This window comes from Stenotrophomonas sp. JAG2, from assembly GCF_041080745.1.
Classification (GTDB): domain Bacteria; phylum Pseudomonadota; class Gammaproteobacteria; order Xanthomonadales; family Xanthomonadaceae; genus Stenotrophomonas; species Stenotrophomonas maltophilia_AA.
Genome location: NZ_JBEUMH010000007.1, coordinates 165,139 through 187,931, shown reverse-complemented (window position 1 = coordinate 187,931; position 22,793 = coordinate 165,139). Strand labels below are relative to the sequence as shown.

The window sequence follows — 22,793 nt, the reverse complement described above, 5'->3', positions numbered from 1 at the left end:
GCACAGGCGCCCGCGGCGATTACTTGAACTTGTAGACCACGTTCATGGTGGTCAGCGTATCGGTCTTGCGCTTGTCTTCGGCGACGTCGCTGTTGTGGCGCGCCTGCCAGCCGGCCTTCAGCGCCAGGTGCTCGTTCATGCTCACCGACACGCCGAAATCGTTCTGCGCGAAGGTGTTGTACGAGCCCGATTCGACCAGCAGCGTGTTGACCAGATCGGTGTTCGGGGTCAGCGTGTACTTGAGATCGAACAGGCCACGACCGATCAGGCCGGTGCGGGTCGCATCGTCTTCGGTGTTGTGGGTGCGGCGCACACCGGGGCCGATCTGCGCGTCCATGTAGAAGCGTTCACCGTCGATGATCCGGGTGCCGTAACCCAGACCGAACGAACTCTGGCGGTCGTAGGTGGCGAAATCGTCGCGCTCGTAACGCAGCGTGGCGGTGATCTGGCGGTGTTCGCCCAGCTGCAGCGCGCTGCCGGCACTGCCGGTGTAGCGGTTGGCGGTGGTGTTGCGGCGGCGGATGGTGGTGCCGTCGTCGTTGGTATCGGTGTACTCCGAGCGCGAGCGCAGGCCGAACAGGTCCATGCTGTGCACCCAGTCATCGTCGGTGTAGCGCAGGCGCAGACGACCGTTGAAGCTCTCGGTATTGCTGTTGCCACGGGCCGAGGCAAAGCCCAGTTCACCGCCACTGCCGCTCCAGGGGGAGGTCATCGCCGCCAGTTCGGCAACGTCCTGTGCATAAACCGCCGGGGCGCAGAGCAGCAGGGGAACAAGCAACGAAACGCGCAGGGACATCAACGGTTCTCCGTGATCGGACAAGGGGGAGGGACAACAAGGGGGGGATGATACTTGATGCGTTCTGCGTCACATTCGGCGGCGGGCCCCGGCTTTAGGGCCCGTTCGGCCTTGATCCCTGTTCAGGGAACGTCGATCCGCAGCGAGGCATCGTCGAAGCGCGAATAGGTCACGGTGATCCGGAACGGCTGCCCGTTGGTCTGGCCCTTGCGTTCGATCTGAACCGGCAGGCCCTGCGCATTGACCCAGTAGAGCAGGCCATCGGGCGCGGCGGTCGCGTGGCGCACCTCGTATTTGTGGGCGCGCTGGCCGCCGGCGCGTTCTTCGCCGAGGTCGCGCACCTGCAGCTGCGCCGGCTCCAGATCCGCCGGCAGCGGACTGCGCCACTGGGCCAGCATCCCTTCGGGCACCGGGACCTGGCGCACTTCGCCGGCGCGCTGGAGGAAGAAGGTGCCGCCGATGATCGTCTGCGGGCCATCGTCGGTGATCAGCCGGTAGCGGTCCGGGGCCACGTAGTCCATCTGCGCTTCGAGGGCGCGCGGGCCTTGCATCTTCATCACCGCGTGGAAGCTGCGCAGCTGGCCGAAGCGCTGGCTGGCGGCCAGCACGGTGCCGACCGGGTCGGCGGCCGGTGCCGTCGCGGCAGGCACGGTGGCCGCGGGCGTTTCAGTGCGCCCACAGCCCCCCGACAGCAGGGCGGCGGCGGACAGGGCAAGGGCGGGCAACAGGCGCATGACGGGCAGCAGCAGGGGATGGGGGCCCCACGATAGCCGAAGATGCCGCTGAAGCCGCCACAACGACGGCGACTCGGACATAATCGGGTCATGGACCGATATGAACGCATCAACGCCCTGCATCGCCTGCTCAAGTCCGCTCGTTATCCGGTAACGGTGGCGGCACTGCAGGAAAAACTGGAGTGTTCCCGCGCGACTGTCTACCGCGACCTGGCCTTCCTGCGCGATGCGCTGATGGCCCCGGTGGAAGGCGATGGCGAGGCGGGATTCCGCTACCAGGCCGACGAAAGCGACCGCTTCGAGCTGCCGGGCCTTTGGCTCAGCTCGGAAGAGCTGCACGCGCTGCTGGCCTCCCAGCACCTGCTCTCGCGCACCGGTGGGGGCGTGCTGTCTTCGGTGCTGGCCCCGCTGCAGCAGCGCATCGAAGGCCTGCTGGCGGCACAGGCCGGCGTCTCGACCTGGCCGGTCGACCGGGTCCGGGTCATCCCGCACCGCGGCCGCAAGTTCGATGAAGCCAGTTTCCGCGCGGTGGCCTCGGCGGTGCTGGAGCGGAAGCAGCTGGCGTTCGAGTACCGGGCCCGCTCCACCGACGAGGCGACCCAGCGCACCGTGTCGCCGCAGCGGATGACGCATTACCGCGACAACTGGTACCTGGATGCCTGGGACCACGGCCGCGAGGGCCTGCGCAGCTTCGCGGTGGACCGCATCTACAAGGCTCGCGTGATCGATACCACCGCGCGCGACGTGGACGAGACCGAGCTGGACGAGCAGTTGGGCGCCAGCTACGGCATTTTCTCCGGTCCGCCCAAGGGCTGGGCCACGATCGTGTTCAGTGCCAAGGCCGCGCGCTGGGTGGCCGATGAGCATTGGCATTCCAAGCAGCAGGGCCGCTTCCTGCCCGATGGGCGGTACGAACTCAAACTGCCTTACAGCGTCTCGCGCGAGCTGTTGATGGATGTCCTGCACTACGGTTCGGACGCGGAAATCGTCGAGCCGGTGATGCTGCGCGAACAGGCCAAGGCGCTGCTGGCGCTGGCGCTGACCAGCTACGAGTAAGCCGGCCGGGCCGGCATCGGCTCATGCCGTGGGGTCATATGCCCCGGATTCCGCAAGGGCCGGGGCGTGCGGTATCGTGGGGCGTTGCTGCCCTTACGGATTCCGCTGCCCCCATGAAAAAATACCTGCTGCTCCCGTTGCTCGCCGCCTCGCTGGCCCTGGCCGCCTGCGGCAAGCCGGCCAACGACTCCAAGAAGCTGGTGGTGGCCGCGACCGCCGTGCCGCACGCCGAGATCCTCGCCGTGGTCAAGCCGATCCTGGAGAAGGAAGGCCTGACCCTGGAGGTGCGCGTGTTCAACGACTACGTGCAGCCCAACGACCAGCTGGTGCAGAAGCAGGTCGACGTGAACTATTTCCAGACCGAGCCCTACCTGGACGCCTACAACCGCGACCGCAAGACCGACCTGGTCAAGGTGATCGGCGTGCACATCGAGCCCTTCGGTGCGTACTCGCGTCGTTTCAAATCACTGGATGCGCTGCCCAACGGTGCCGATGTGGTGATCCCCAACGACCCCAGCAACAACAGCCGCGCGCTGATCCTGCTGCACAAGGCGGGTGTGATCACGCTGAAGGATCCGACCAACGCACTGGCCACCCAGCGCGACATCATCGCCAACCCGAAGCAGCTCAAGTTCCGCGAGCTGGACTCGGCGATGCTGCCGCGCGTGCTGGACCAGGTCGACCTGGCCCTGATCAATACCAATTACGCGCTCGATGCCGGACTCAACCCGACCGAGGATGCACTGGCGATCGAAAGCAAGGATTCGCCGTACGTGAACTTCCTGGTCGCGCGTCCTGACAACAAGGACGACGCCCGCGTGCAGCAGCTGGCCAAGGCCCTGACCGGTCCGGAAGTGAAGGCTTTCATCGCCGAGAAGTACAAGGGTGCCGTCCTCCCGGCATTCTGAGGGGTCACCCCACGCGGAACCCCATCGTCGCGTCCACCGCCTGCTGCCAGCCGGCGTACAGCGCCTCGCGCTGGTCCGCCGGCATCTGCGGGGTGAAGCGTCGGTCCACCGCCCATTGTTCGGCGATCTCGGCCCGGCTGCTCCAGAACCCGGTGGCCAGCCCGGCCAGGTACGCTGCGCCCAGCGCTGTGGTCTCGGCCACCTGCGGGCGCAGCACCGGCACGCCGAGGATGTCGCTCTGGAACTGCGCCATGAAGTCATTGGCGATCGCGCCGCCGTCGGCGCGCAGTTCCTTCAGTTCGATCCCGGCGTCGGCCTGCATCGCCGCCAGCACGTCGCGGGTCTGGTAGGCCATCGATTCCACCGCGGCGCGGATGAAATGCTCCTTGGTGGTGCCGCGGGTCAGGCCGAACATCGCGCCACGGACATCGCTGCGCCAGTACGGTGCACCCAGCCCGACGAAGGCCGGCACCAGGTACACACCGCCGTTGTCGGCAGCGCGCTCGGCGTAGGCCTGGCAGTCGCTGGATTTGCCGAACATGCGCAGCCCGTCGCGCAGCCACTGCACGACCGAGCCGGCGACGAAGATCGACCCTTCCAGCGCGTACTCCACGTGCCCATCGATACCCCAGGCGATGGTGGTGAGCAGGCCATTCTCGGAGGTGACGGCCTTGTCGCCGGTGTTCATCAGCATGAAACAGCCGGTGCCATAGGTGTTCTTGGCCATGCCCGGCTCGAAACAGGCCTGGCCGAACAACGCGGCCTGCTGGTCGCCGGCGATGCCGGCGATCGGCAGATGCTGATCGAAGAAGAACTGCGGCTGGGTCGTGGCGTACACCTCGCTGGAGCTGCGCACCTGCGGCAGCATCACGCGCGGGATGTTGAACAGCGCCAGCAGCTCGTCGTCCCACTGCAGTGCATGGATGTCGAACAGCAGCGTGCGCGCGGCATTGGTGACGTCGGTGACGTGCGCCTGGCGACCACTGAGGTTCCAGATCAACCAGCTGTCGATGGTGCCGAACAGCAGCTCGCCGCGTTCGGCCCGCGACTGCGCGCCCTCGACGTGATCGAGGATCCAGCGGATCTTGGTCGCCGAGAAATACGCATCGATCAACAGCCCGGTCCTGCGCCGGATCAGCGGCTCGTGGCCGGCGGCCTTGAGCTGTTCGCAGATCGCGTGGCTCTGCCGTGACTGCCATACCACCGCGTTGTGGATGGGCTGGCCGGTGGCCTTGTCCCAGACCACGGTGGTCTCGCGCTGATTGGTGATGCCGATGCCGGCGATCGAGCGCGGGTCGACCTGGTACCGGTTCAACAGCTCGGTGATCGTGGTGTAGACGCTGGTCAGGATGTCGCGCGGGTCATGCTCGACCCAGCCCGGCTGCGGAAAAATCTGGGTGAACTCGCGTTGCGCGCTGCCGGCGATGCGCCCGGCGCGGTCGAACAGGATGGCGCGCGAGCTGGTCGTGCCCTGGTCGATGGCGAGCACGTAGTGCTTGTCCATGGTCTGCTCCGTGGAAACCGATGCCTTGCGGCGTGCATGCACACAGCCTACGGCATCGAAACACGCGCCTGCAGGGTGGCCGCCAATGCCGCGTGCTGGCCGGCATCCAGGCGCAGGCCGAGATGGCTGCGGCGCCACAGCACGTCGTCGGCGGTGCAGGCCCATTCGTGCGCGATGAGGTAGTCCAGCTCGCGGTCGTGGAGGCCGCCGCCGTGGTCCGGGCCCAGCGCCTCGAGCGTCTGTGCACCCGCGAGCAGCCCACGCGCACGGGTGCCATAGCTGCTGGCCAGGCGCTGCAGCAGGGCAGGCGGCAGGCGAGGGTGGTCGTGCTGCAACGTGCCTGCCACCTGGGCGGCATCACCGCCATCGCCACCCGGCAGCGGCGGTCCACCGGCCGTCCATGCCGGCCCCATCTCCGGCAGCGAAGGCGAGAGGCGCCCAAGCGCTTCCTCGGCCAATGCGCGGTAGGTGGTGAGCTTGCCGCCGAGTACGCTCAGCAGCGGCGCGCCGGCGGTGTCCAGTTCCAGCCGGTAGTCGCGGGTGACCCGCGACGCATCGCGGTGATGATCGGCCAGCAGCGGGCGCACCCCGCTGTAGCGCCAGACGATGTCCTCGGCGCGCACCGGGAGGCGGACGAAGCGGTTCACCGCATCGAGCAGATACGTTTCCTCGTCCGCACGCGGCCGCGCCTGCGCGGGGTCGCCGTCGTAATCGGTGTCGGTGGTGCCGATCAGCGTGAAGTCCTGTTCGAAGGGAATCGCGAACACCACGCGCTGGTCGGGTTGCTGGAACAGGTAGGCGCTGTCGTGCGCGAACAGCCGCGGCACCACCAGGTGGCTGCCCTGCACGAGGCGCAGCCCGAGCGGCGCATCCAGCCCCGCACGTTCCAGCACCGTGCCGGCCCACGGGCCACTCGCGTTGACCACGCACCGGGCACGGATCCGCTGTACATCGCCGTTGGTACGGCGCAGCACGGCCCACCAATGGTCGCGGTGGCGGATCAGTTGTTCGCAGCGGGTGCGTGTGCGGATGTCGGCGCCGCGCTCATGTGCATCGAGGGCGTTGAGCAGCACCAGCCGCGCGTCGTTGACGCGCGCATCGGCATAGGTGAAACCGGTCCGGTAGCTCGCCTTCAGCGCCGCACCGCGCGGGTCGCGCTGCAGGTCGATGCGCTGCGACGGCGGGAAGTGGGGATTGGCCTGCCCGAGATGGTCATACAGCCACAGCCCGGCACGCAGCATCCACGCCGATCGCAGATGGCGCGCGTGCGGCAGGACGAACGCGGTGGGCGCGATGAGATGGGGTGCCAGCCGGCGCAGTGTCTCGCGCTCGTTGAGCGCCTTGCGTACCAGGGCGAACTCGCCCTGCTGCAGATAACGCAGGCCGCCATGGATCAGCTTGGTGCTGGCGCTGGAGGTGTGGGCAGCCAGATCATCCTGCTCGCACAGGCACACCGAGAGGCCCCGCCCGGCGGCATCCCGCGCGATGCCGGCGCCGTTGATGCCGCCGCCCACCACCAGCATGTCGAAGGACTCGCGCATTGGCTCCCCGGGGCGGACCGGCGGGGTCCGTCGTGGGGTCCAGTCTCGGCCAGCGGCCGGCAACGCCCGATGAAGGTCGCTGCTCCACAACGACAACGGGCCCGCGAGGGGCCCGTTGTGCGTACTGCATGGTGCGGAACGGCGTGCTTAGAAGCGCGCGCCGATGCCGAAGCCCACGGTCCACGGATCCAGCTTGGCCTTGTCGCCGGTGCCTTCGCCGTTGACGGTCAGCTCCGGGCGCGAATGCATGTAGCGGGCATCGGCGCGGGCGAACCAGGTGCTGTTGATGTTCATGTCCACGCCGACGGTGCCGATCGCGCCCTTGGCGGTCTTGACGCCGATGTGGCCGATGTCGCTGGCGAGGTCTTCATTGCTGAAGTTGGACTCGTAGTAACCGGCGCCCACGAACGGACGGAACACGTTGTCGGCCTGGCCGAAGTGGTACTGGCCGCTCAGCGCGATCGGCTGCTGCTCGACGGTGCCCAGGCGGGCGCCATCGGTGCCGCGCACGCGGTGGTCGAACTTGTCGGCTGCGCCCCACAGTTCCACGGCCCAGTTGTCGTTGATGTAGTAGCTGAAGCTCAGGGTCGGGGCCGGGCCGCCGTCCACCTTGCGCACGCCATCGAGCGGATCGTTCTTCGGCTGCAGCAGCGAGACGCCGCCGACCACGGCGAAGTGCTTGCCGGACGCGGTATCAACAGTGCTGTCCTGCGCGAAAGCAGCCGGCGCAAAAGCAAGAGCAGTCAGGGTAGCCAGGGTCAGGGTACGGATGGAGCGCATGGGGGAATCTCCTCAGGATGTTTTTGTTCTGGGCCCCGGTGTTGTGGGGCGAGGCAACCGTAGTCCCCGCAATATGAATCGCATCCGACGCACGTTAAAATTTAGTTGTTTCCATTCAGCGATCAGTGCGAAACCGCTGTATTTACGGGCGATCATGCAACGCTTGGCATTCATGCATCTGGTGATGGTGTGATGGAAACAACAACGTGCATCGGCTTCCCTGCGCAGCTGAACACCGACTGCCGCGTGCTGGTCCTCGGCTCGATGCCGGGCGTGGCATCGCTGCAGGCCGCGCAGTACTACGCACATCCGCGCAATCGGTTCTGGCCCCTGATGGGCGTGGTGTGCGGGATCGACGCGACACGTCCTTATCCGGATCGCGTGCGCGCACTGAACGCGGCCGGGGTGGGCGTGTGGGATGTGATCGGGCAGTGTGAGCGGCGCGGCAGCCTGGATGCGTCGATCGTGCGGGGCAGTGAAGTGCCCAATGCGTTGAGTGCACTGATCGAGAAATTGCCCGCGCTGCGTGCGATCGCCTGCAATGGGGGAACCGCATACCGCGCGTTCCAGCGTTTCATTGCCCCGGCGTTGAGCGGCCCGGCGCAGGCGCTGCCGGTCTGGTCGCTGCCCTCCACCAGCCCCGCCAACGCTGCCTGGCCATTGCCCCGGCTGGCGGAGGCATGGCAACCGCTGGCCGATGCCGTGCGGCGCTGAGGCGGGGACAGCCGCGGACAATACGGTACCGACTGGAAAATTCCGCTTTGCGCTGCGCGAAGCCGAATCCGGCCAAAGCAGATGCCTGCAACAGCCTGTCCCGGGACAGCGGCGCTGAAAATTCGCCAAGCCGGTTGGCGCTGGCGCGCGAAGCCCCCACAATAGGCGATTCCCTACACCAGATTGCCGGAGTTTTCCCCATGGCCGAAATCAAGGAAGCACTTGTCCCCGATATCGGTGACTACAGCGATATCCCGGTAATCGAGGTGCTGGTCGCCGTTGGAGATACCGTCAAGAAAGACCAGGGTCTGGTGACGCTGGAATCGGACAAGGCCACGATGGAAGTGCCGTCCTCGGTGGCCGGTATCGTCAAGGAAATCAAGGTCAAGATCGGCGACAACCTCTCCGAGGGCAAGCTCGTGGCCCTGATCGAAGTCAGCGAAGAGGCCGCCGCGCCGGCCGCTGCTGCTGCGCCGGCCCCGGCCGCCAAGGCGGAAGCCGCCGAGACCGCGACCAAGGTCGAGCCGGTCGCCACCCAGGCTGAGCCGGACAAGCTGGCCGCCCGTGATATCGAGCAGTCCGCCGCCAAGCCGACCCAGCCGGCCCCGGCCGCCGCTGCCCCGTCGGGTGGCTCGCCGACCAGCCCGCCGGTCGCCTTCAACGCCGACAGCGTGCTGCCGCAGAAGGTGCCCTACGCGTCGCCGGCCGTGCGCGTGTTCGCCCGCGAGCTGGGCGTGGACCTGAACCAGCTGAGCGGCACCGAAAAGGGTGGCCGCATCACCAAGTCCGACGTGCAGAAGTTCGTCAAGTCGGCCCTGGCCGGCGGCGGCGCTGCCACCGGCGGTACCGTGGCGGCCGGTGGCGGTCTCAACCTGCTGCCCTGGCCGAAGGTCGACTTCAGCAAGTTCGGTGAGGTCGAGGTCCAGCCGCTGTCCCGGATCAAGAAGATCTCCGGCGCGAACCTGGCCCGCAACTGGGCGATGATTCCGCATGTCACCCAGTTCGAACAGGCTGACATCACCGAGCTGGAAGCCCTGCGCGTTGCGCTGAACAAGGAAAACGAGAAGGCCGGCATCAAGCTGACCATGCTCGCCTTCCTGGTCAAGGCCAGCGCCGCGGCGCTGAAGAAGTTCCCGGAGTTCAACGCCTCGCTGGATGCCAGCGGCGAGAACCTGACCCTGAAGAAGTACTTCAACATCGGTTTCGCGGCCGATACGCCGAGCGGCCTGGTCGTGCCGGTGATCCGCGACGTCGACAAGAAGGGTGTGGTGCAGATCGCGCAGGAATCCGGCGAACTGGCCAAGAAGGCCCGTGACGGCAAGCTCGGCCCGGCCGACATGAGCGGCGGCTGCTTCTCGATCAGCTCGCTGGGCGGCATCGGTGGCACCGCGTTCACTCCGATCGTCAATGCACCGGAAGTAGCGATCCTGGGCGTGTCCAAGTCGTCGATCCAGCCGGTCTGGAACGGCAAGGAATTCGCCCCGAAGCTGATGCTGCCGCTGTCGCTGAGCTATGACCATCGCGTCATCGACGGCGCACTGGCCGCCCGCTTCACCACCTACCTCTCGCAGGTGCTGGCCGACATGCGGCGCGTCCTGCTGTGAAGCAGGGCCTGGTCCTGGCCGGGCTGCTGATGGCGCTGCCGATGGCGCAGGCGGGCGCGCGCGAATGCGCGTCCGACCTGGGCCATGGCTGGCCACCGGCGGTCGGCAACTACGGCCAGGCAGTGGAAACCCTGTTCGACGGCAAAGCGCAGCCGGCGTTGTCGCTGGTCAGCCTGCCCAAGAGTGGCGTGGAGACCGGTGTGGCGCTGCTGCCCGGTCCCGGGGACCAGGCATGGACCCTGCGCTACAGCCGGGCCGACAAGCGCGTCTACAGCTGGAACAGCGGCACCCGCCAGGGCGGCGTGGAACTGCGTGTGGACCAGCAGCCGGACCAGTACCAGGTCAGCATCCCGGCGCCGTTGGCGCAGCGGCTGCTGCACAGCTGGCAGGCCGCGCTGGCCGCGCAGGTGCCGGGTGGCCGCAAGGCGCCGGTGCTGGACGGTGACGTGCTGTCCTTCACCGTGGATGGCCAGCGTTACAGCGGCACCCGGCCGGAGTGCGGTGCGGGCCGGCTGATGATGAAACAGGTGGCGCTGCTGATCGAAGCCAGCGACACCAAGGAAAAGAAGCTCGACCGTCGCTGGAAAGATCTGGACGAGTCGCTCGACGAACTGCAGCAACTGCTCGGCGGCAAGGCCGGCTGAGCACCAGGAGAACACGAATGGCCGCAATTGAAATCAAGGTTCCCGACATCGGCGATTACAGCGGTGTCCCGGTGATCGAACTGCTGGTCGCCGTGGGTGACACGGTGAAGAAGGACCAGGGTCTGGTCACGCTGGAATCGGACAAGGCAACGCTGGAAGTGCCGTCGTCGGCCGCCGGTGTGGTCAAGGAAATCAAGGTCAAGCTCGGCGACAACCTCTCCGAAGGCGACGTCGTGCTGGTGCTGGACGCCGAAGGCGAGGGCGCCGCGCCTGCCGCGCCGGCCAAGGCGGAAGCGCCGAAGGCCGAGGCCGCTCCGGCCAGCAAGCCGCCGGTGACCCCGTCGCACCGCGCCCCGGCCGAACCGGCCGCGCCGCAGCCGGCGCTGTCCTCGGGCAAGCCGGCCGACATCGAATGCAGGATGGTGGTGCTGGGCGCAGGCCCGGGCGGCTACACCGCCGCCTTCCGCTCGGCCGACCTGGGCGTGGACACCGTGCTGGTCGAGCGTTACGCCAGCCTCGGCGGCGTCTGCCTCAACGTGGGCTGCATCCCGTCCAAGGCGCTGCTGCACGCAGCCGCGGTGATCGACGAAGTCGCCCACGCCGGTGATTTCGGCGTCGAGTTCGGCAAGCCGACCATCACCCTGGACAAGCTGCGCAGCTACAAGGAAAAAGTGGTCACCCAGCTGACCAAGGGCCTGGCCGGCATGGCCAAGCAGCGCAAGGTGCGCACCGTTCAGGGCCTGGCGAAGTTCGTCTCGGCCAACGAGCTGGAGATCGTCGGCGACGACGGCAAGACCCAGCTGCTGCGTTTCGAGCAGTGCATCATCGCCGCCGGTTCGCAGGCAGTGAAGCTGCCGAACTTCCCGTGGGACGACAAGCGCGTCATGGACTCCACCGATGCGCTGGAGCTGGCCGAAGTGCCGGGTTCGCTGCTGGTGGTCGGTGGCGGCATCATCGGCCTGGAAATGGCGACGGTGTATGCGGCGCTGGGCAGCAAGGTGACCGTGGTCGAGTTCATGGACCAGCTGATGCCGGGCGCCGACAAGGACCTGGTCAAGCCGCTGGCCGATCGCCTGAAGAAGCAGGGCGTGGAGGTCCACCTGAAGACCAAGGCGACCGACGTCAAGGCCGACAAGGCCGGCATCACCGTGTCCTTCGAAGCCGCGGTGGAAGGCGAAAAGCCGGGTCTGGACGCCAGCACCTTCGACCGCGTGCTGGTCGCGGTGGGCCGCTCGCCGAACGGCAAAAAGATCGATGCCGAGAAGGCCGGCGTGCAGGTCACCGACCGTGGCTTCATCCCGGCCGACCGCCAGATGCGCACCAATGTGCCGCACATCTTTGCGATCGGCGACATCGTCGGCAACCCGATGCTGGCGCACAAGGCCACGCACGAGGGCAAGCTGGCCGCGGAAGTGGCTTCCGGCGAGAAGAAGGAATGGGTGGCGCGCGTGATTCCGTCGGTGGCCTACACCAATCCGGAAATCGCGTGGGTCGGCGTGACCGAAACCGAAGCCAAGGCCAAGGGCCTGAAGGTCGGCGTGGCCAAGTTCCCGTGGGCCGCCAGCGGCCGTGCGATCGGCATCGGTCGTACCGAGGGCTTCACCAAGCTGATCTTCGACGAAGAGACCCACCGCATCATCGGTGGCGCGATCGTGGGCGTGCACGCCGGCGATCTGCTGGCCGAGATCGGCCTGGCGATCGAGATGGGTGCGGAGGCCGAAGACATCGGCCACACCATCCACGCGCATCCGACGCTGAGCGAATCGGTGGCGATGGCCGCGGAAATCTACGACGGCACGATCACCGATCTGTACATGCCGAAGAAGAAATAATCGGTCGATCACCGCCCTGGGTGGTGGCTCCGGTTCAACGAAAAACCCCGGCGAAAGCCGGGGTTTTTTGTTGCCCCACGGGAAGAAGGCGCACAAAAAACGCGGCCCCCGATACATCGGAGGCCGCGTTTGGAGAGAGGTAGTGCGAAGGGCTTAGAAGACGAAGCTGACGCCCGCCACCGGACCCTTGAACTCCTGCTTCAGACCGATCGTGCCATCGCGGCCGCTCTGGTCGACGTCCAGCTTGAACCAGTCGTAGCCGGCGAACACGCCGAAGTTCTTGGTGAAGCGGTAATCGACGATCGCATTGGCGCGGCTCAGATCACCGTCGTAGTCATCGAAGTTGCCCCACTTGGTGTTCAGGTACTGGCCCTGGAACGTGATCATCCACTTCTCGGACGGGGTGAAGCTCAGGCGGGCACCGACCACCGGCGCAACACCGTCGGCCTTCTCGTCCAGGAACTCGCCCTGGTACAGATCGCCGACGTCGGCGTAGGCCTTGGTGCTGACCTTCGCGTACTCCGCACCCAGCTGCAGGCCGAGGTCGAACTTCTCGGTGTCCACCACCGAGTAGTCATACACCAGGCTGGCGACCTGATACTTCAGCTCACCCTTGATGAAGCTGCCGGCCGGCACGTTGGTGTCGCCGAAGCTCACGCCCTGGTCGAGGGTCTCGCGGCGATCCTTGTCGTACTTGAAGTAGTTGAACAGCAGGCGCTGGCGGTTGCTGATGCGGAACATGCCGTCCACGCGCGGCTCCCATTCCTTGCCACCCAGGCCGAAATCTTCGGAGAAGCCCACATCCTGGCCAGCGATGTTGGTGTTGCCGCGGATCGTGTTGTCCGAATCAATCTGCATCGCACCCAGGCGAAGCGCGAAGCGGTCGTCGCCTTCGGCAGCATGGGACGGAGCGGCGTAGGAAAGTGCGGCCAGAGCGACTGGCACGGCAAGCAGGGAGAGCATCGGGCGCATCGGGGGTCCTTGCGGTGGTTCTAGTGATGTGCCGTCACATTGCCCACTGCGACGTCCACCATTCGTGAAGGTATGGTGGAGGCTGTGTGTACCGTTCATGCGCGCGGCCGGACCGCGGGTCCGTGCGGTGGCCGTTTTCGGGGCGGATTACCGTTACCCGCGGGCCACGGGCGACCCTGTTCGGCGGCGACGCCGCGCCGGCCGGAAAAAAGAGGGTGGCCCCGGAGAGGGCTTCGGGGCCACCCTGTACCAGCCCGCTCGCGGGACGCCGACGAGGATTCAACGGCAGGCTCATGGATCTGACCGGGGCAAGGGGCCAAAGTTCAACATGTTGCACTGCCGCATCGCGCTCCTCCTGCGCAAACCGATTGGACCGCAGGTGGCACAGGTGCGCAGGAGGCCCCAACGGCGGGCTTACATCCGGGATGAACAGGCAGCGGTTGTCTCTCAAATTGTCCCATTGCTATAATTTGGCGGCTCGACGAGGCGTTTGCTTGCGGCCTCGGCCTTTCTACTCACAACCATGCAGGACATTCACGTGCTGAACTCCGTTGACGCGGGTCGGCGACTGATGCTGCGCGCAGCGGTTTACCCGCTCGCTGCAGTGGCTGTCCTGGCTCTTGCCCTGCTTCTGTGGGGAGGCCCGAAGGCCGCTCTGGGGGCGCTGCTCTCCGGTGTGGCGGTTTCTGCAGCCGGCTGGGTCGCCGCGCGGATGGCGCTCGGCGGCGGGGTGCAGGCGGCAGGCTCGGCGATGACCCGCCTGATCCTGGCGGTGGTGGCAAAGTGGGTGCTCGTATTCGGCGTCCTGATGGTGGGGTTCCTGGTCTTCAAGCTGCCTGCACTGGCGCTGCTGGCCGGTATCGCCGTCGGATTGATGTTCCAGGTCCTGGCTCTGGCCAGGCGCTGATCCAATTTATTTAACTCAAGGTTCCGGACACATGGCAGGCGAGGCGCTGACACCCACCTCCTACATCCAACATCACCTGCACAACCTGACGTTCCATATGCAGGAAGGTGGTTTCTGGGCGATTCACGTCGACACCATTGTGACTTCGGTCCTGATGGGTTTGTTGATGGTGTTTGGCTTCTGGATGGCAACCCGCAAGGCGACTGCCGGCGTCCCGGGCAAGTGGCAGGCGTTCGTCGAGATCTGCCTGGAGTTCGTTGACCGCCAGGCCAAGGACACCTACCACGGCACCAGCAAGCTGGTGACCCCGATCGCGATCACCCTGTTCTTCTGGATCCTCATGATGAATCTCATCAAGATGATCCCGGCCGACTTCATCGCCAAGCCGCTTGAGATGATGGGCGTGCCGTACTGGAAGCCGGTTCCCACCGCCGACGTCAATGCCACGCTGGGCATGTCGATCAGCGTGTTCTTCCTGATGCTGTTCTTCGCGCTGCGCTCCAAGGGCCTGGGTGGCTTCACCAAGGAATTCCTGACCGCGCCGTTCGGCAAGTGGATGCTCCCGTTCAACCTGATCCTCAACATCGTCGAGTGGCTGAGCAAGCCGATTTCGCTGGCGATGCGACTGTTCGGCAACATGTTCGGCGGTGAGATCGTCTTCCTGCTGATCTGGGTGCTGGGCGGTGCGGGTATCGCCGGTGCCATCGCGGGCGGTGCATTCGGCCTGGGCTGGATGCTGTTCCACCTGCTGGTGATTCCGCTGCAGGCGTTCATCTTCATGATGTTGTCCATCGTGTACCTGAGCCTGTCGGAAGACGCTCACTGAGTTTCGCTTCACCCTTCATCCGTTTGTTTCTAAACCCTTAGTTATCCAAAGTTCCAGGAGAAAACCATGTACTTCGCCGTCCTGACCAACCTCGCCCAAGTCCAGAGCTCCACCGTCCTCGCCGTCGGCATCATGATCGGCCTGGCCGCGCTGGGTGCAGGTCTCGGTCTGGCCATCATGTCCGGTAAGTTCCTGGAATCGGCCGCGCGCCAGCCGGAACTGATTCCGGTGCTGCAGGTCCGCATGTTCATCACCGCCGGCCTGATCGATGCCGCGTTCATCATCTCGGTCGCCGTCGGCCTGCTGCTGGCCTTCGCCAACCCGACCATCGGCGAGTTCGTTGCACGTCTGCCGGCCGTTGCGGGCTGATCCAGCGAAAGCGAAACGATCAGGCGCCTTGTGCGCCTGATCGCGGATGAAGGACGGCTGCGCCGCTTCGGGCGGCGCAACCACCCCATCACCCCAGATTGAGCGAACCCCATGGATATCGGTTTTACCCTCGTTGCCCAGGCACTGGCGTTTGCCGGTCTGATCTGGATCATCGCGACCAAAATCTGGCCGCCGTTGATGAACGCCATCGAAGAGCGTCAGCAGAAGATCGCTGAAGGCCTCGCCGCTGCCGACCGCAGCCAGAAAGATCTGGCCCAGGCGCAGGAAAAGGTCAACGATGCACTGAAGGATGCGCGCACCAAGGCCAACGAGATCATCGATCAGGCCCACGCACGCGCCAACCAGATCGTTGATGCCGCCAAGAATGAAGCCATCGTCGAAGCCAACCGCCAGAAAGATCTGGCCCACGCCGAGATCGAAGCTGCCGCCAACCGTGCCCGTGAAGATCTGCGCAAGCAGGTGTCCGCGCTGGCCGTGAGCGGTGCCGAAAAGCTGCTCAAGCGCGAAATCGACGCCAACGCCCACAAGGCGCTGCTCGACGAGCTGGCCTCGGAGATCTGATCAATGAGCCAGGCCCTCACGCTTGCACGCCCGTATGCCCGCGCCGCGTTCGCGACCGCGCGCGACGAAGGCACGTTCGCGCCGTGGTCGGACGCGCTTGCGTTCTCCGCCCACGTAGCTGCCGACCCGCGCGTGGCGGCCTTGCTGTCGAACCCGGAACTGGACCGCGACGATGCCGTCGCGCTGCTGGTGCCGGAATCGTCCAGCGAGACCTTCGGTCGCTTCCTGGCCATCCTGGCCAATGCGCACCGTCTGCCGCTGCTGCCGGAAATCGCCGGCATGTACGACCAGCTGCGCGCTGAAGCCGAACACGTGGTCAAGGCCACGGTGACCTCGGCCACCGAACTGTCCGGCGCCGAACTGGACGCCATCAAGGCCGCGCTGCGCAAGCGCTTCGGCGGCGAGGTGGATGTGACGACCGCGGTCGACGCGTCGCTGATCGGCGGTGCCGTGATCGACGCCGGCGATGTGGTCATCGATGGCTCGCTCAAGGGCAAGCTGTCGCGCCTGCAGACCGCGCTCGCTAACTGAATTCATTTAACGTCCGGCGTGATCGCCGGCACTAGGACTTGACGATGGCAACCACGCTCAACCCCTCCGAAATCAGCGAACTGATCAAGAACCGCATCGAGAAGGTCAAGCTGGCCGCGGAATCGCGCAACGAAGGCACCGTGACCAGCGTGTCCGACGGCATCGTGCGCATCTTCGGTCTGGCCGACGTGATGCAGGGCGAAATGATCGAACTGCCGAACAACACCTTCGCTCTGGCCCTGAACCTGGAGCGCGACTCGGTCGGCGCCGTGGTGCTGGGTGATTACCAGAACCTCCGCGAAGGCGACGTTGCCAAGACCACCGGTCGCATCCTGGAAGTGCCGGTCGGTCCGGAAATGCTGGGCCGCGTCGTGAACGCGCTCGGCGAGCCGATCGACGGCAAGGGCCCGATCGCGGCCAAGGCCACCGCGCCGGTGGAGCGCGTTGCCCCGGGCGTGATCTGGCGCAAGTCGGTCGACCAGCCGGTGCAGACCGGTTACAAGTCCGTCGACTCGATGATCCCGATCGGCCGCGGCCAGCGCGAGCTGGTCATCGGTGACCGCCAGACCGGCAAGACCGCCCTGGCCATCGATGCGGTGATCAACCAGAAAGAAACCGGCATCAAGTGCGTGTACGTCGCGATCGGCCAGAAGGCCTCGACCGTGGCCAACATCGTGCGCAAGCTGGAAGAGAACGGCGCCCTGGCGCACACCGTGGTGGTCGCTGCGACCGCGTCCGAATCGGCCGCGATGCAGTACATCAGCGCCTACTCGGGCTGCACCATGGGTGAGTACTTCATGGACCGCGGCGAAGACGCCCTGATCGTGTACGACGATCTGTCCAAGCAGGCCGTTGCCTACCGCCAGATCTCGCTGCTGCTGAAGCGTCCGCCGGGCCGTGAAGCCTACCCGGGTGACGTGTTCTACCTGCACTCCCGCCTGCTCGAGCGCGCTGCCCGCGTGTCGGAAGAGTATGTGGAGAAGTTCACCAACGGCGCCGTCAAGGGCAAGACCGGCTCGCTGACCGCGCTGCCGATCATCGAAACCCAGGCCGGTGACGTCTCGGCCTTCGTGCCGACCAACGTGATCTCGATCACCGACGGCCAGATCTTCCTGGAAACCGATCTGTTCAACTCCGGCATCCGCCCGGCCGTGAACGCCGGTATCTCGGTGTCGCGCGTCGGTGGTGCGGCCCAGACCAAGATCATCAAGAAGCTGTCCGGCGGCATCCGTATCTCGCTGGCCCAGTACCGTGAGCTGGCGGCGTTCGCGCAGTTCGCCTCGGACCTGGACGAAGCCACCCGCAAGCAGCTCGAGCGCGGTCAGCGCGTCACCGAGCTGATGAAGCAGAAGCAGTACGCCCCGATGTCCATCGCCAACCAGGCGCTGTCGATCTACGCCGTCAACGAGGGTTACCTCGACGACGTGCCGGTCAACAAGCTGCTGGCGCTGGAAGAAGGTCTGCATGCCCACTTCGCCAACACCCAGGGCGAGCTGATCAGCAAGATCAACGCGACCGGCGGCTGGGACAACGACATCGAAGCTGCCTTCAAGAAGGGCATCACCGAGTTCAAGACCACCGGCAGCTGGTAAGCCGCATGTGTGGCGGGGCCTGACGGCCTCGCTTCACCGTTGAATGGCAGCGGGGCAGAGCCCCGCTCTACGGGAAGAAGAGATGGCAAGCGGACGCGAAATCAAAACCAAGATCAAGAGCGTGCAGAACACCCGCAAGGTGACGCGTGCGCTCGAAATGGTCTCGGCCTCCAAAATCCGCAAGGCGCAGGAGCGGATGAAGACGTCGCGTCCGTATGCGCAGGCGATGAAGCAGGTGATCGGTCACCTGGCCCAGGCCAGCACCGACTACCAGCATCCGTTCCTGGTCCAGCGTGACGAGGTCAAGCGCGTCGGTTACATCGTGGTCTCTTCCGACCGCGGTCTGGCGGGCGGCCTGAACAACAACCTGTTCCGCAAGATGCTGGGCGAAATGCGCCAGTGGCAGGACAAGGGCGCCGACATCGACGTGGTCACCGTCGGCCAGAAGGCCTCGACCTTCTTCCGCCGCGTCAAGGTCAACATGGTCGGCACCGTCACCCACATGGGCGATGTGCCGCACCTGGAACAGCTGATCGGCGTGATCAAGGTCATGCTCGATGCCTTCACCGATGGCAAGGTCGACCGCGTCTACCTGGTCTACAACCGCTTCATCAACACGATGACGCAGAAGGCCAGCTTCGATCAGCTGCTGCCGTTGCCGGCCGCTGAGAAGCAGGTCGCGCATCACGACTGGGACTACCTGTACGAACCCGACGCCGCGACCGTGCTCGAGCACGTGATGACGCGTTACGTCGAGTCGCTGGTGTACCAGGCCGTGCTGGAAAACGTCGCGTCCGAGCATGCAGCCCGCATGGTCGCGATGAAGTCGGCCAGTGACAACGCGAACAAGCTGATCGGTACCCTGCAGCTCGTCTACAACAAGGCGCGCCAGGCAGCGATCACCCAGGAAATCTCCGAAATCGTCGGCGGCGCGGCAGCAGTCTGACGCGCACAGTCAAAGCACACATTAGAGGATTGCAGCAATGAGTCAGGGCAAGATCGTTCAGATCATCGGCGCCGTCGTCGACGTCGAATTCCCCCGCGAGTCGGTGCCGAAGGTGTACCACGCGCTGAAGGTGGACAACACCGAAATCACGCTGGAAGTGCAGCAGCAGCTCGGTGACGGCGTGGTCCGTTGCATCGCGCTGGGCTCCACCGACGGCCTGAAGCGCAACCTGGTCGCCACCAACACCGAACGCGCCATCTCGGTGCCGGTCGGCGCGGGCACGCTGGGCCGCATCATGGACGTGCTGGGTCGCCCGATCGACGAAGCCGGTCCGGTCACCGCCAGCGACACCTGGGAAATCCACCGTGCCGCTCCGTCGTACGAAGACCAGTCCCCGGCCACCGAGCTGCTGGAAACCGGCATCAAGGTCATCGACCTGATGTGCCCGTTCGCCAAGGGCGGCAAGGTCGGCCTGTTCGGCGGCGCCGGCGTCGGCAAGACCGTCAACATGATGGAACTGATCAACAACATCGCCAAGGCGCACAGCGGTCTGTCCGTGTTCGCCGGCGTGGGTGAGCGTACCCGTGAGGGCAACGACTTCTACCACGAGATGAAGGACTCCAACGTCCTGGACAAGGTCGCGATGGTGTACGGCCAGATGAACGAGCCGCCGGGCAACCGTCTGCGCGTCGCGCTGACCGGCCTGACCATGGCCGAGTACTTCCGCGATGAGAAGGACGAGAACGGCAAGGGCAAGGACGTGCTGCTGTTCGTCGACAACATCTACCGCTACACCCTGGCCGGTACCGAAGTGTCGGCGCTGCTGGGCCGCATGCCGTCGGCCGTGGGTTACCAGCCGACCCTGGCCGAGGAAATGGGCGTCCTGCAGGAGCGCATCACCTCGACCAAGAATGGCTCGATCACCTCGATCCAGGCCGTCTACGTGCCCGCCGATGACTTGACCGATCCGTCGCCGGCCACCACGTTCGCCCACTTGGATTCGACCGTGACCCTGTCGCGTTCGATCGCCTCGCTGGGTATCTACCCGGCCGTGGATCCGCTCGACTCGACCAGCCGCCAGATGGATCCGCTGGTCATCGGTCACGAGCATTACGACACCGCCCAGCGCGTCCAGCAGACCTTGCAGAAGTACAAGGAACTGAAGGACATCATCGCGATCCTGGGCATGGACGAACTGTCCGAAGAAGACAAGCAGGCCGTGACCCGCGCCCGCAAGATCGAGCGCTTCTTCAGCCAGCCGTTCCACGTGGCCGAAGTGTTCACCGGCTCGCCGGGCAAGTACGTGTCGTTGAAGGACACCATCCGTGGCTTCAAGGCCATCGTCGATGGCGAATACGACCACCTGCCGGAACAGGCGTTCTACATGGTCGGCAGCATCGAAGAAGCGGTCGAGAAGGCCAAGAAGATGGCTGAGAAGGCCTGATGCGGCGGGGACGGGCGACATGCCCGTCCCGACCCGTCACACGGGGTGGGCGCATGCCCACCGCTGAGGACATCCTGCGGTGGGCCCACGCCCGCCCTAAAGCGAGAAGAGTTTCATGAGCACCATCCGTTGCGACATCGTCAGCGCCGAGCAGGAAATCTTCCGTGGTGAGGCGACCCTGGTCGTGGCCACCGGTGAGCTGGGTGAGCTGGGCATCGCGCCCAAGCACGCCCCGCTGATCACCCGGCTGAAGCCGGGCAAGGTGGTGGTGACCACGCCGAGCGGCGAGCAGATCGACTTCGCCATCTCCGGCGGCATTCTCGAAGTGCAGCCGCAGGTCGTGACCGTGCTGGCCGACACCGCGATCCGTGCCCAGGACATCGACGAAGCCTCGGTCCGCAAGGCCAAGGAAGAAGCCGAGCGCATCCTGGCCAACCGTGGTGAAGCAATGGAAGTGGCCGAAGCGCAGCAGCGCCTGGCGGAAGTGTCCGCCCAGCTGCAGGCGCTGGAGCGCCTGCGCAAGAACCTCAAGCACTAAGCGGCGCGGCGCGACGGCGCCATCCGCGAAGGGGAAAACGCCGGCTTGCCGGCGTTTTTTTTTGCCTGCCTCCCGGTAGGCCGGATCAGCGGAAGATCAGGGTCCGCATCAGCAGGAACGACAGACCGGCCAGTGCGCCTTCGACCAGCGGCTTGGCCAGCCATGCATAGCGCAGCCCCAGGTGCTCGGCCGCCAGCGTCACCAGCAGCGTGCTGATCGCGGTCAGCACCGCCCAGAGCAGCAGGAAGCGCACGAACCGCGGCCAGCCCAGACGGTGCTCGCCATCGCGGGCGAAGGTGTAGCGGCCGTTGAGCCAGAAGCCGAGCAGCATCCCGCTCACGCGCCCGAGCAGATTGCCCGGGGCGGCCGGCATGCCGAGCGCGGTGGCGGCCACGAACACCGCCCAGTCCACGACCAGTTGGACCAGGCCGACGACGAGGTAGCTGCTACCTTGGCGGAGGAGACTCACGGGAAATCCGGGTGCGGACAATCCCACATGTTAACGAGCGTCGCACTAGAATTCCCATCAACGATTCCCGGAACGTGATCTACCCATGACCCAACCCCTGCACGTGATCATCCTGGCCGCCGGTGCCGGCAAGCGCATGAAGTCGGCCCTGCCGAAGGTGCTGCAGCCCATCGCCGGGCGCCCGATGCTTGCCCATGTCATCGACACCGCGCGCCAGCTGGAGCCGGCAGCGATCCACGTGGTGTACGGCCATGGCGGCGAAGCGGTCCGGCAGGCGTTCGCCGACCAGCCCGACCTGCGCTGGGCCGAGCAGGGCCAGCAGCTGGGCACCGGCCATGCCGTACTGCAGGCGATGCCGGAGGTGCCCGATGCGGCGACCGTGCTGGTGCTCTACGGCGACGTGCCGCTGATCCGCGCCGAGACGCTGCGCCACCTGTTGTCGCAGTCGGGCCGGTTGGCCGTGCTGGTGGCGGAGGTTGCCGACCCGACCGGTTACGGCCGCATCGTGCGCAATGCGGAGGGCAAGGTGGGCGCGATCGTCGAGCAGAAGGATGCCAGCGACGAACAACGCAGCATCCGCACCATCAACACCGGCATCATCACCGCCGAATCGACCGCACTGCGTCGTTGGCTGTCGCAGCTCTCCAATGCCAATGCGCAGGGCGAGTATTACCTGACCGACATCTTTGCTGCGGCGGCGAGCGATTACACGCCGGCCGAGATGGCCTTCGTGCAGGAGCCGCAGGACGCCGAAGGCGCCAACGATCCCTGGCAGCTGGCCCAGCTGGAGCGTGCCTGGCAGATGCGTGAAGTGCGTGCGCTGTGCGCGCAGGGCGCACGCGTGCTCGATCCGGCACGGTTGGATATCCGCGGCACGGTCACCGTCGGCAGCGACGTGCAGATCGACGTCAACGTGATCCTGGAAGGGCGCGTGGTGCTGGGCGACGGCGTCAGCATCGGCGCGTTCACCCGGCTCAAGGACGTCACCCTGGCCGCCGGGACCGTGGTCAAGCCGCACTGCGATCTGGAGGGCGTGGTCAGCGAAGGCGCGGCGGACATCGGTCCGTTCGCCCGTCTGCGCCCCGGCACCGTGCTGGCCGAAGGTTCGCACGTGGGCAATTTCGTGGAGACCAAGAAGGTGGTGCTCGGCGCGGGCAGCAAGGCCAACCATCTCACCTATCTGGGCGATGCGGTGATCGGCAGCAAGGTCAACATCGGCGCGGGCACCATCACCTGCAACTACGACGGCGTGAACAAGTCGCAGACCACCATCGGCGACCGCGCTTTCATCGGGTCCAACAGCTCGCTGGTCGCGCCGGTGGTGATCGGGGAAGGTGCCACGGTCGCGGCAGGGTCGGTGATCACCCGCGGCGCGCCGGCGGACAAGCTGACCGTCGCCCGTGCCCGCCAGGAAACGATCGACGGCTGGAAGCGCCCGACGAAGAAGTAGTGCCGGCCGCTGGCCGGCAACCCGGCAGTCCCGAGAGCATCACGGTGCCGGCCA

General features: G+C 65.9%; 23 protein-coding genes. 16 read left to right on the top strand and 7 right to left on the bottom strand.

The window, feature by feature from the left end:
- Positions 1-19 precede the first annotated feature (19 nt).
- Together AB9O74_RS11235 and AB9O74_RS11230 are read right to left on the bottom strand one after the other, a co-directional pair.
- Positions 20-796, bottom strand: a complete 777-nt coding sequence (locus AB9O74_RS11235; protein ID WP_346477765.1) for a DUF481 domain-containing protein — start codon at positions 794-796, stop codon at positions 20-22.
- Between the two features lie 122 nt (positions 797-918).
- Positions 919-1,530, bottom strand: coding sequence for a hypothetical protein (locus AB9O74_RS11230; protein ID WP_369349346.1), 612 nt, complete (start codon positions 1,528-1,530; stop codon positions 919-921).
- Between the two features lie 90 nt (positions 1,531-1,620).
- On the opposite strand from AB9O74_RS11230, the gene AB9O74_RS11225 reads away from it, so the two are divergent.
- The gene (locus AB9O74_RS11225; protein WP_121040104.1) at positions 1,621-2,586 is read left to right on the top strand and encodes a YafY family protein; all 966 of its coding nucleotides are present in this window, start codon (positions 1,621-1,623) and stop codon (positions 2,584-2,586) included.
- A gap of 113 nt (positions 2,587-2,699) precedes the next feature.
- On the top strand, positions 2,700-3,494 hold the full coding sequence (locus tag AB9O74_RS11220; protein WP_369349345.1) for a MetQ/NlpA family ABC transporter substrate-binding protein: 795 nt from the start codon (positions 2,700-2,702) through the stop codon (positions 3,492-3,494).
- A 4-nt stretch (positions 3,495-3,498) separates the two neighbouring features.
- On the opposite strand, the gene glpK is transcribed toward AB9O74_RS11220, so the two are convergent.
- The 3 genes from glpK to AB9O74_RS11205 all read right to left on the bottom strand — a co-directional run bounded on the left by glpK (position 3,499) and on the right by AB9O74_RS11205 (position 7,319).
- The gene (gene glpK, locus AB9O74_RS11215) at positions 3,499-4,998 is read right to left on the bottom strand and encodes a glycerol kinase GlpK (protein WP_369349344.1); all 1,500 of its coding nucleotides are present in this window, start codon (positions 4,996-4,998) and stop codon (positions 3,499-3,501) included.
- 47 nt (positions 4,999-5,045) lie between these two features.
- Positions 5,046-6,539 (bottom strand): glycerol-3-phosphate dehydrogenase, encoded by a 1,494-nt coding sequence (gene glpD / locus AB9O74_RS11210; protein WP_369349343.1) that lies wholly within the window; start codon positions 6,537-6,539, stop codon positions 5,046-5,048.
- Between the two features lie 147 nt (positions 6,540-6,686).
- Complete coding sequence (locus AB9O74_RS11205; RefSeq protein WP_019183623.1) at positions 6,687-7,319, bottom strand: OmpW family protein; 633 nt, start codon at positions 7,317-7,319, stop codon at positions 6,687-6,689.
- A 192-nt stretch (positions 7,320-7,511) separates the two neighbouring features.
- On the opposite strand from AB9O74_RS11205, the gene AB9O74_RS11200 reads away from it, so the two are divergent.
- The 4 genes from AB9O74_RS11200 (at position 7,512) to lpdA (ending at position 12,113) form a co-directional block, all read left to right on the top strand.
- Positions 7,512-8,033: a DNA-deoxyinosine glycosylase gene (locus AB9O74_RS11200; RefSeq protein WP_369349420.1), complete on the top strand. Its 522-nt coding sequence runs from the start codon at positions 7,512-7,514 to the stop codon at positions 8,031-8,033.
- Positions 8,034-8,233: 200 nt separating this feature from the next.
- On the top strand, positions 8,234-9,637 hold the full coding sequence (gene aceF, locus AB9O74_RS11195; RefSeq protein WP_176988109.1) for a dihydrolipoyllysine-residue acetyltransferase: 1,404 nt from the start codon (positions 8,234-8,236) through the stop codon (positions 9,635-9,637).
- A 29-nt stretch (positions 9,638-9,666) separates the two neighbouring features.
- Positions 9,667-10,281: a hypothetical protein gene (locus tag AB9O74_RS11190; protein ID WP_369349419.1), complete on the top strand. Its 615-nt coding sequence runs from the start codon at positions 9,667-9,669 to the stop codon at positions 10,279-10,281.
- Between the two features lie 17 nt (positions 10,282-10,298).
- Positions 10,299-12,113 carry a dihydrolipoyl dehydrogenase gene (gene lpdA, locus AB9O74_RS11185; RefSeq protein ID WP_369349342.1) on the top strand — a complete coding sequence of 605 codons (1,815 nt, stop codon included), beginning with the start codon at positions 10,299-10,301 and terminating at the stop codon, positions 12,111-12,113.
- 153 nt (positions 12,114-12,266) lie between these two features.
- On the opposite strand, the gene AB9O74_RS11180 is transcribed toward lpdA, so the two are convergent.
- The gene (locus AB9O74_RS11180) at positions 12,267-13,085 is read right to left on the bottom strand and encodes a hypothetical protein (protein WP_346477758.1); all 819 of its coding nucleotides are present in this window, start codon (positions 13,083-13,085) and stop codon (positions 12,267-12,269) included.
- A 538-nt stretch (positions 13,086-13,623) separates the two neighbouring features.
- On the opposite strand from AB9O74_RS11180, the gene AB9O74_RS11175 reads away from it, so the two are divergent.
- The 9 genes from AB9O74_RS11175 (at position 13,624) to AB9O74_RS11135 (ending at position 20,820) form a co-directional block, all read left to right on the top strand.
- Positions 13,624-13,992 carry a hypothetical protein gene (locus AB9O74_RS11175; RefSeq protein ID WP_172407534.1) on the top strand — a complete coding sequence of 123 codons (369 nt, stop codon included), beginning with the start codon at positions 13,624-13,626 and terminating at the stop codon, positions 13,990-13,992.
- Between the two features lie 31 nt (positions 13,993-14,023).
- Positions 14,024-14,818 carry a F0F1 ATP synthase subunit A gene (atpB, locus tag AB9O74_RS11170; RefSeq protein ID WP_176988112.1) on the top strand — a complete coding sequence of 265 codons (795 nt, stop codon included), beginning with the start codon at positions 14,024-14,026 and terminating at the stop codon, positions 14,816-14,818.
- 66 nt (positions 14,819-14,884) lie between these two features.
- Positions 14,885-15,187 (top strand): F0F1 ATP synthase subunit C, encoded by a 303-nt coding sequence (gene atpE / locus AB9O74_RS11165; protein WP_088433762.1) that lies wholly within the window; start codon positions 14,885-14,887, stop codon positions 15,185-15,187.
- A gap of 111 nt (positions 15,188-15,298) precedes the next feature.
- Positions 15,299-15,769, top strand: a complete 471-nt coding sequence (locus tag AB9O74_RS11160) for a F0F1 ATP synthase subunit B (RefSeq protein ID WP_176988113.1) — start codon at positions 15,299-15,301, stop codon at positions 15,767-15,769.
- A gap of 3 nt (positions 15,770-15,772) precedes the next feature.
- Positions 15,773-16,300: a F0F1 ATP synthase subunit delta gene (locus AB9O74_RS11155; protein WP_176988114.1), complete on the top strand. Its 528-nt coding sequence runs from the start codon at positions 15,773-15,775 to the stop codon at positions 16,298-16,300.
- Positions 16,301-16,344: 44 nt separating this feature from the next.
- On the top strand, positions 16,345-17,892 hold the full coding sequence (gene atpA / locus AB9O74_RS11150) for a F0F1 ATP synthase subunit alpha (RefSeq protein WP_176988115.1): 1,548 nt from the start codon (positions 16,345-16,347) through the stop codon (positions 17,890-17,892).
- A gap of 82 nt (positions 17,893-17,974) precedes the next feature.
- A complete protein-coding gene (gene atpG / locus AB9O74_RS11145; protein ID WP_176988116.1) occupies positions 17,975-18,838 on the top strand; it encodes a F0F1 ATP synthase subunit gamma in 864 nt (287 codons plus the stop codon).
- A 37-nt stretch (positions 18,839-18,875) separates the two neighbouring features.
- Complete coding sequence (gene atpD / locus AB9O74_RS11140; RefSeq protein ID WP_121040078.1) at positions 18,876-20,282, top strand: F0F1 ATP synthase subunit beta; 1,407 nt, start codon at positions 18,876-18,878, stop codon at positions 20,280-20,282.
- A 115-nt stretch (positions 20,283-20,397) separates the two neighbouring features.
- Positions 20,398-20,820: a F0F1 ATP synthase subunit epsilon gene (locus AB9O74_RS11135; RefSeq protein ID WP_019183637.1), complete on the top strand. Its 423-nt coding sequence runs from the start codon at positions 20,398-20,400 to the stop codon at positions 20,818-20,820.
- A gap of 85 nt (positions 20,821-20,905) precedes the next feature.
- Here the strand turns inward: AB9O74_RS11135 and AB9O74_RS11130 are convergent, their stop codons facing one another.
- On the bottom strand, positions 20,906-21,289 hold the full coding sequence (locus AB9O74_RS11130; protein ID WP_176988117.1) for a GtrA family protein: 384 nt from the start codon (positions 21,287-21,289) through the stop codon (positions 20,906-20,908).
- An 85-nt stretch (positions 21,290-21,374) separates the two neighbouring features.
- Between AB9O74_RS11130 and glmU the strand changes: the two genes are divergently transcribed.
- Positions 21,375-22,739 (top strand): bifunctional UDP-N-acetylglucosamine diphosphorylase/glucosamine-1-phosphate N-acetyltransferase GlmU, encoded by a 1,365-nt coding sequence (gene glmU, locus AB9O74_RS11125; protein ID WP_369349341.1) that lies wholly within the window; start codon positions 21,375-21,377, stop codon positions 22,737-22,739.
- Positions 22,740-22,793 lie beyond the last annotated feature (54 nt).

What these genes read in the sequence shown, in the direction of transcription:
- AB9O74_RS11235 (WP_346477765.1), bottom strand. Translation starts at nt 796, where the DNA reads ATGTCCCTGCGCGTTTCGTTGCTTGTTCCCCTGCTGCTCTGCGCCCCG.
- AB9O74_RS11230 (WP_369349346.1), bottom strand. Translation starts at nt 1,530, where the DNA reads ATGCGCCTGTTGCCCGCCCTTGCCCTGTCCGCCGCCGCCCTGCTGTCG.
- AB9O74_RS11225 (WP_121040104.1), top strand. Translation starts at nt 1,621, where the DNA reads ATGGACCGATATGAACGCATCAACGCCCTGCATCGCCTGCTCAAGTCC.
- AB9O74_RS11220 (WP_369349345.1), top strand. Translation starts at nt 2,700, where the DNA reads ATGAAAAAATACCTGCTGCTCCCGTTGCTCGCCGCCTCGCTGGCCCTG.
- glpK (WP_369349344.1), bottom strand. Translation starts at nt 4,998, where the DNA reads ATGGACAAGCACTACGTGCTCGCCATCGACCAGGGCACGACCAGCTCG.
- glpD (WP_369349343.1), bottom strand. Translation starts at nt 6,539, where the DNA reads ATGCGCGAGTCCTTCGACATGCTGGTGGTGGGCGGCGGCATCAACGGC.
- AB9O74_RS11205 (WP_019183623.1), bottom strand. Translation starts at nt 7,319, where the DNA reads ATGCGCTCCATCCGTACCCTGACCCTGGCTACCCTGACTGCTCTTGCT.
- AB9O74_RS11200 (WP_369349420.1), top strand. Translation starts at nt 7,512, where the DNA reads ATGGAAACAACAACGTGCATCGGCTTCCCTGCGCAGCTGAACACCGAC.
- aceF (WP_176988109.1), top strand. Translation starts at nt 8,234, where the DNA reads ATGGCCGAAATCAAGGAAGCACTTGTCCCCGATATCGGTGACTACAGC.
- AB9O74_RS11190 (WP_369349419.1), top strand. Translation starts at nt 9,667, where the DNA reads ATGGCGCTGCCGATGGCGCAGGCGGGCGCGCGCGAATGCGCGTCCGAC.
- lpdA (WP_369349342.1), top strand. Translation starts at nt 10,299, where the DNA reads ATGGCCGCAATTGAAATCAAGGTTCCCGACATCGGCGATTACAGCGGT.
- AB9O74_RS11180 (WP_346477758.1), bottom strand. Translation starts at nt 13,085, where the DNA reads ATGCGCCCGATGCTCTCCCTGCTTGCCGTGCCAGTCGCTCTGGCCGCA.
- atpB (WP_176988112.1), top strand. Translation starts at nt 14,024, where the DNA reads ATGGCAGGCGAGGCGCTGACACCCACCTCCTACATCCAACATCACCTG.
- atpE (WP_088433762.1), top strand. Translation starts at nt 14,885, where the DNA reads ATGTACTTCGCCGTCCTGACCAACCTCGCCCAAGTCCAGAGCTCCACC.
- AB9O74_RS11160 (WP_176988113.1), top strand. Translation starts at nt 15,299, where the DNA reads ATGGATATCGGTTTTACCCTCGTTGCCCAGGCACTGGCGTTTGCCGGT.
- AB9O74_RS11155 (WP_176988114.1), top strand. Translation starts at nt 15,773, where the DNA reads ATGAGCCAGGCCCTCACGCTTGCACGCCCGTATGCCCGCGCCGCGTTC.
- atpA (WP_176988115.1), top strand. Translation starts at nt 16,345, where the DNA reads ATGGCAACCACGCTCAACCCCTCCGAAATCAGCGAACTGATCAAGAAC.
- atpG (WP_176988116.1), top strand. Translation starts at nt 17,975, where the DNA reads ATGGCAAGCGGACGCGAAATCAAAACCAAGATCAAGAGCGTGCAGAAC.
- atpD (WP_121040078.1), top strand. Translation starts at nt 18,876, where the DNA reads ATGAGTCAGGGCAAGATCGTTCAGATCATCGGCGCCGTCGTCGACGTC.
- AB9O74_RS11135 (WP_019183637.1), top strand. Translation starts at nt 20,398, where the DNA reads ATGAGCACCATCCGTTGCGACATCGTCAGCGCCGAGCAGGAAATCTTC.
- glmU (WP_369349341.1), top strand. Translation starts at nt 21,375, where the DNA reads ATGACCCAACCCCTGCACGTGATCATCCTGGCCGCCGGTGCCGGCAAG.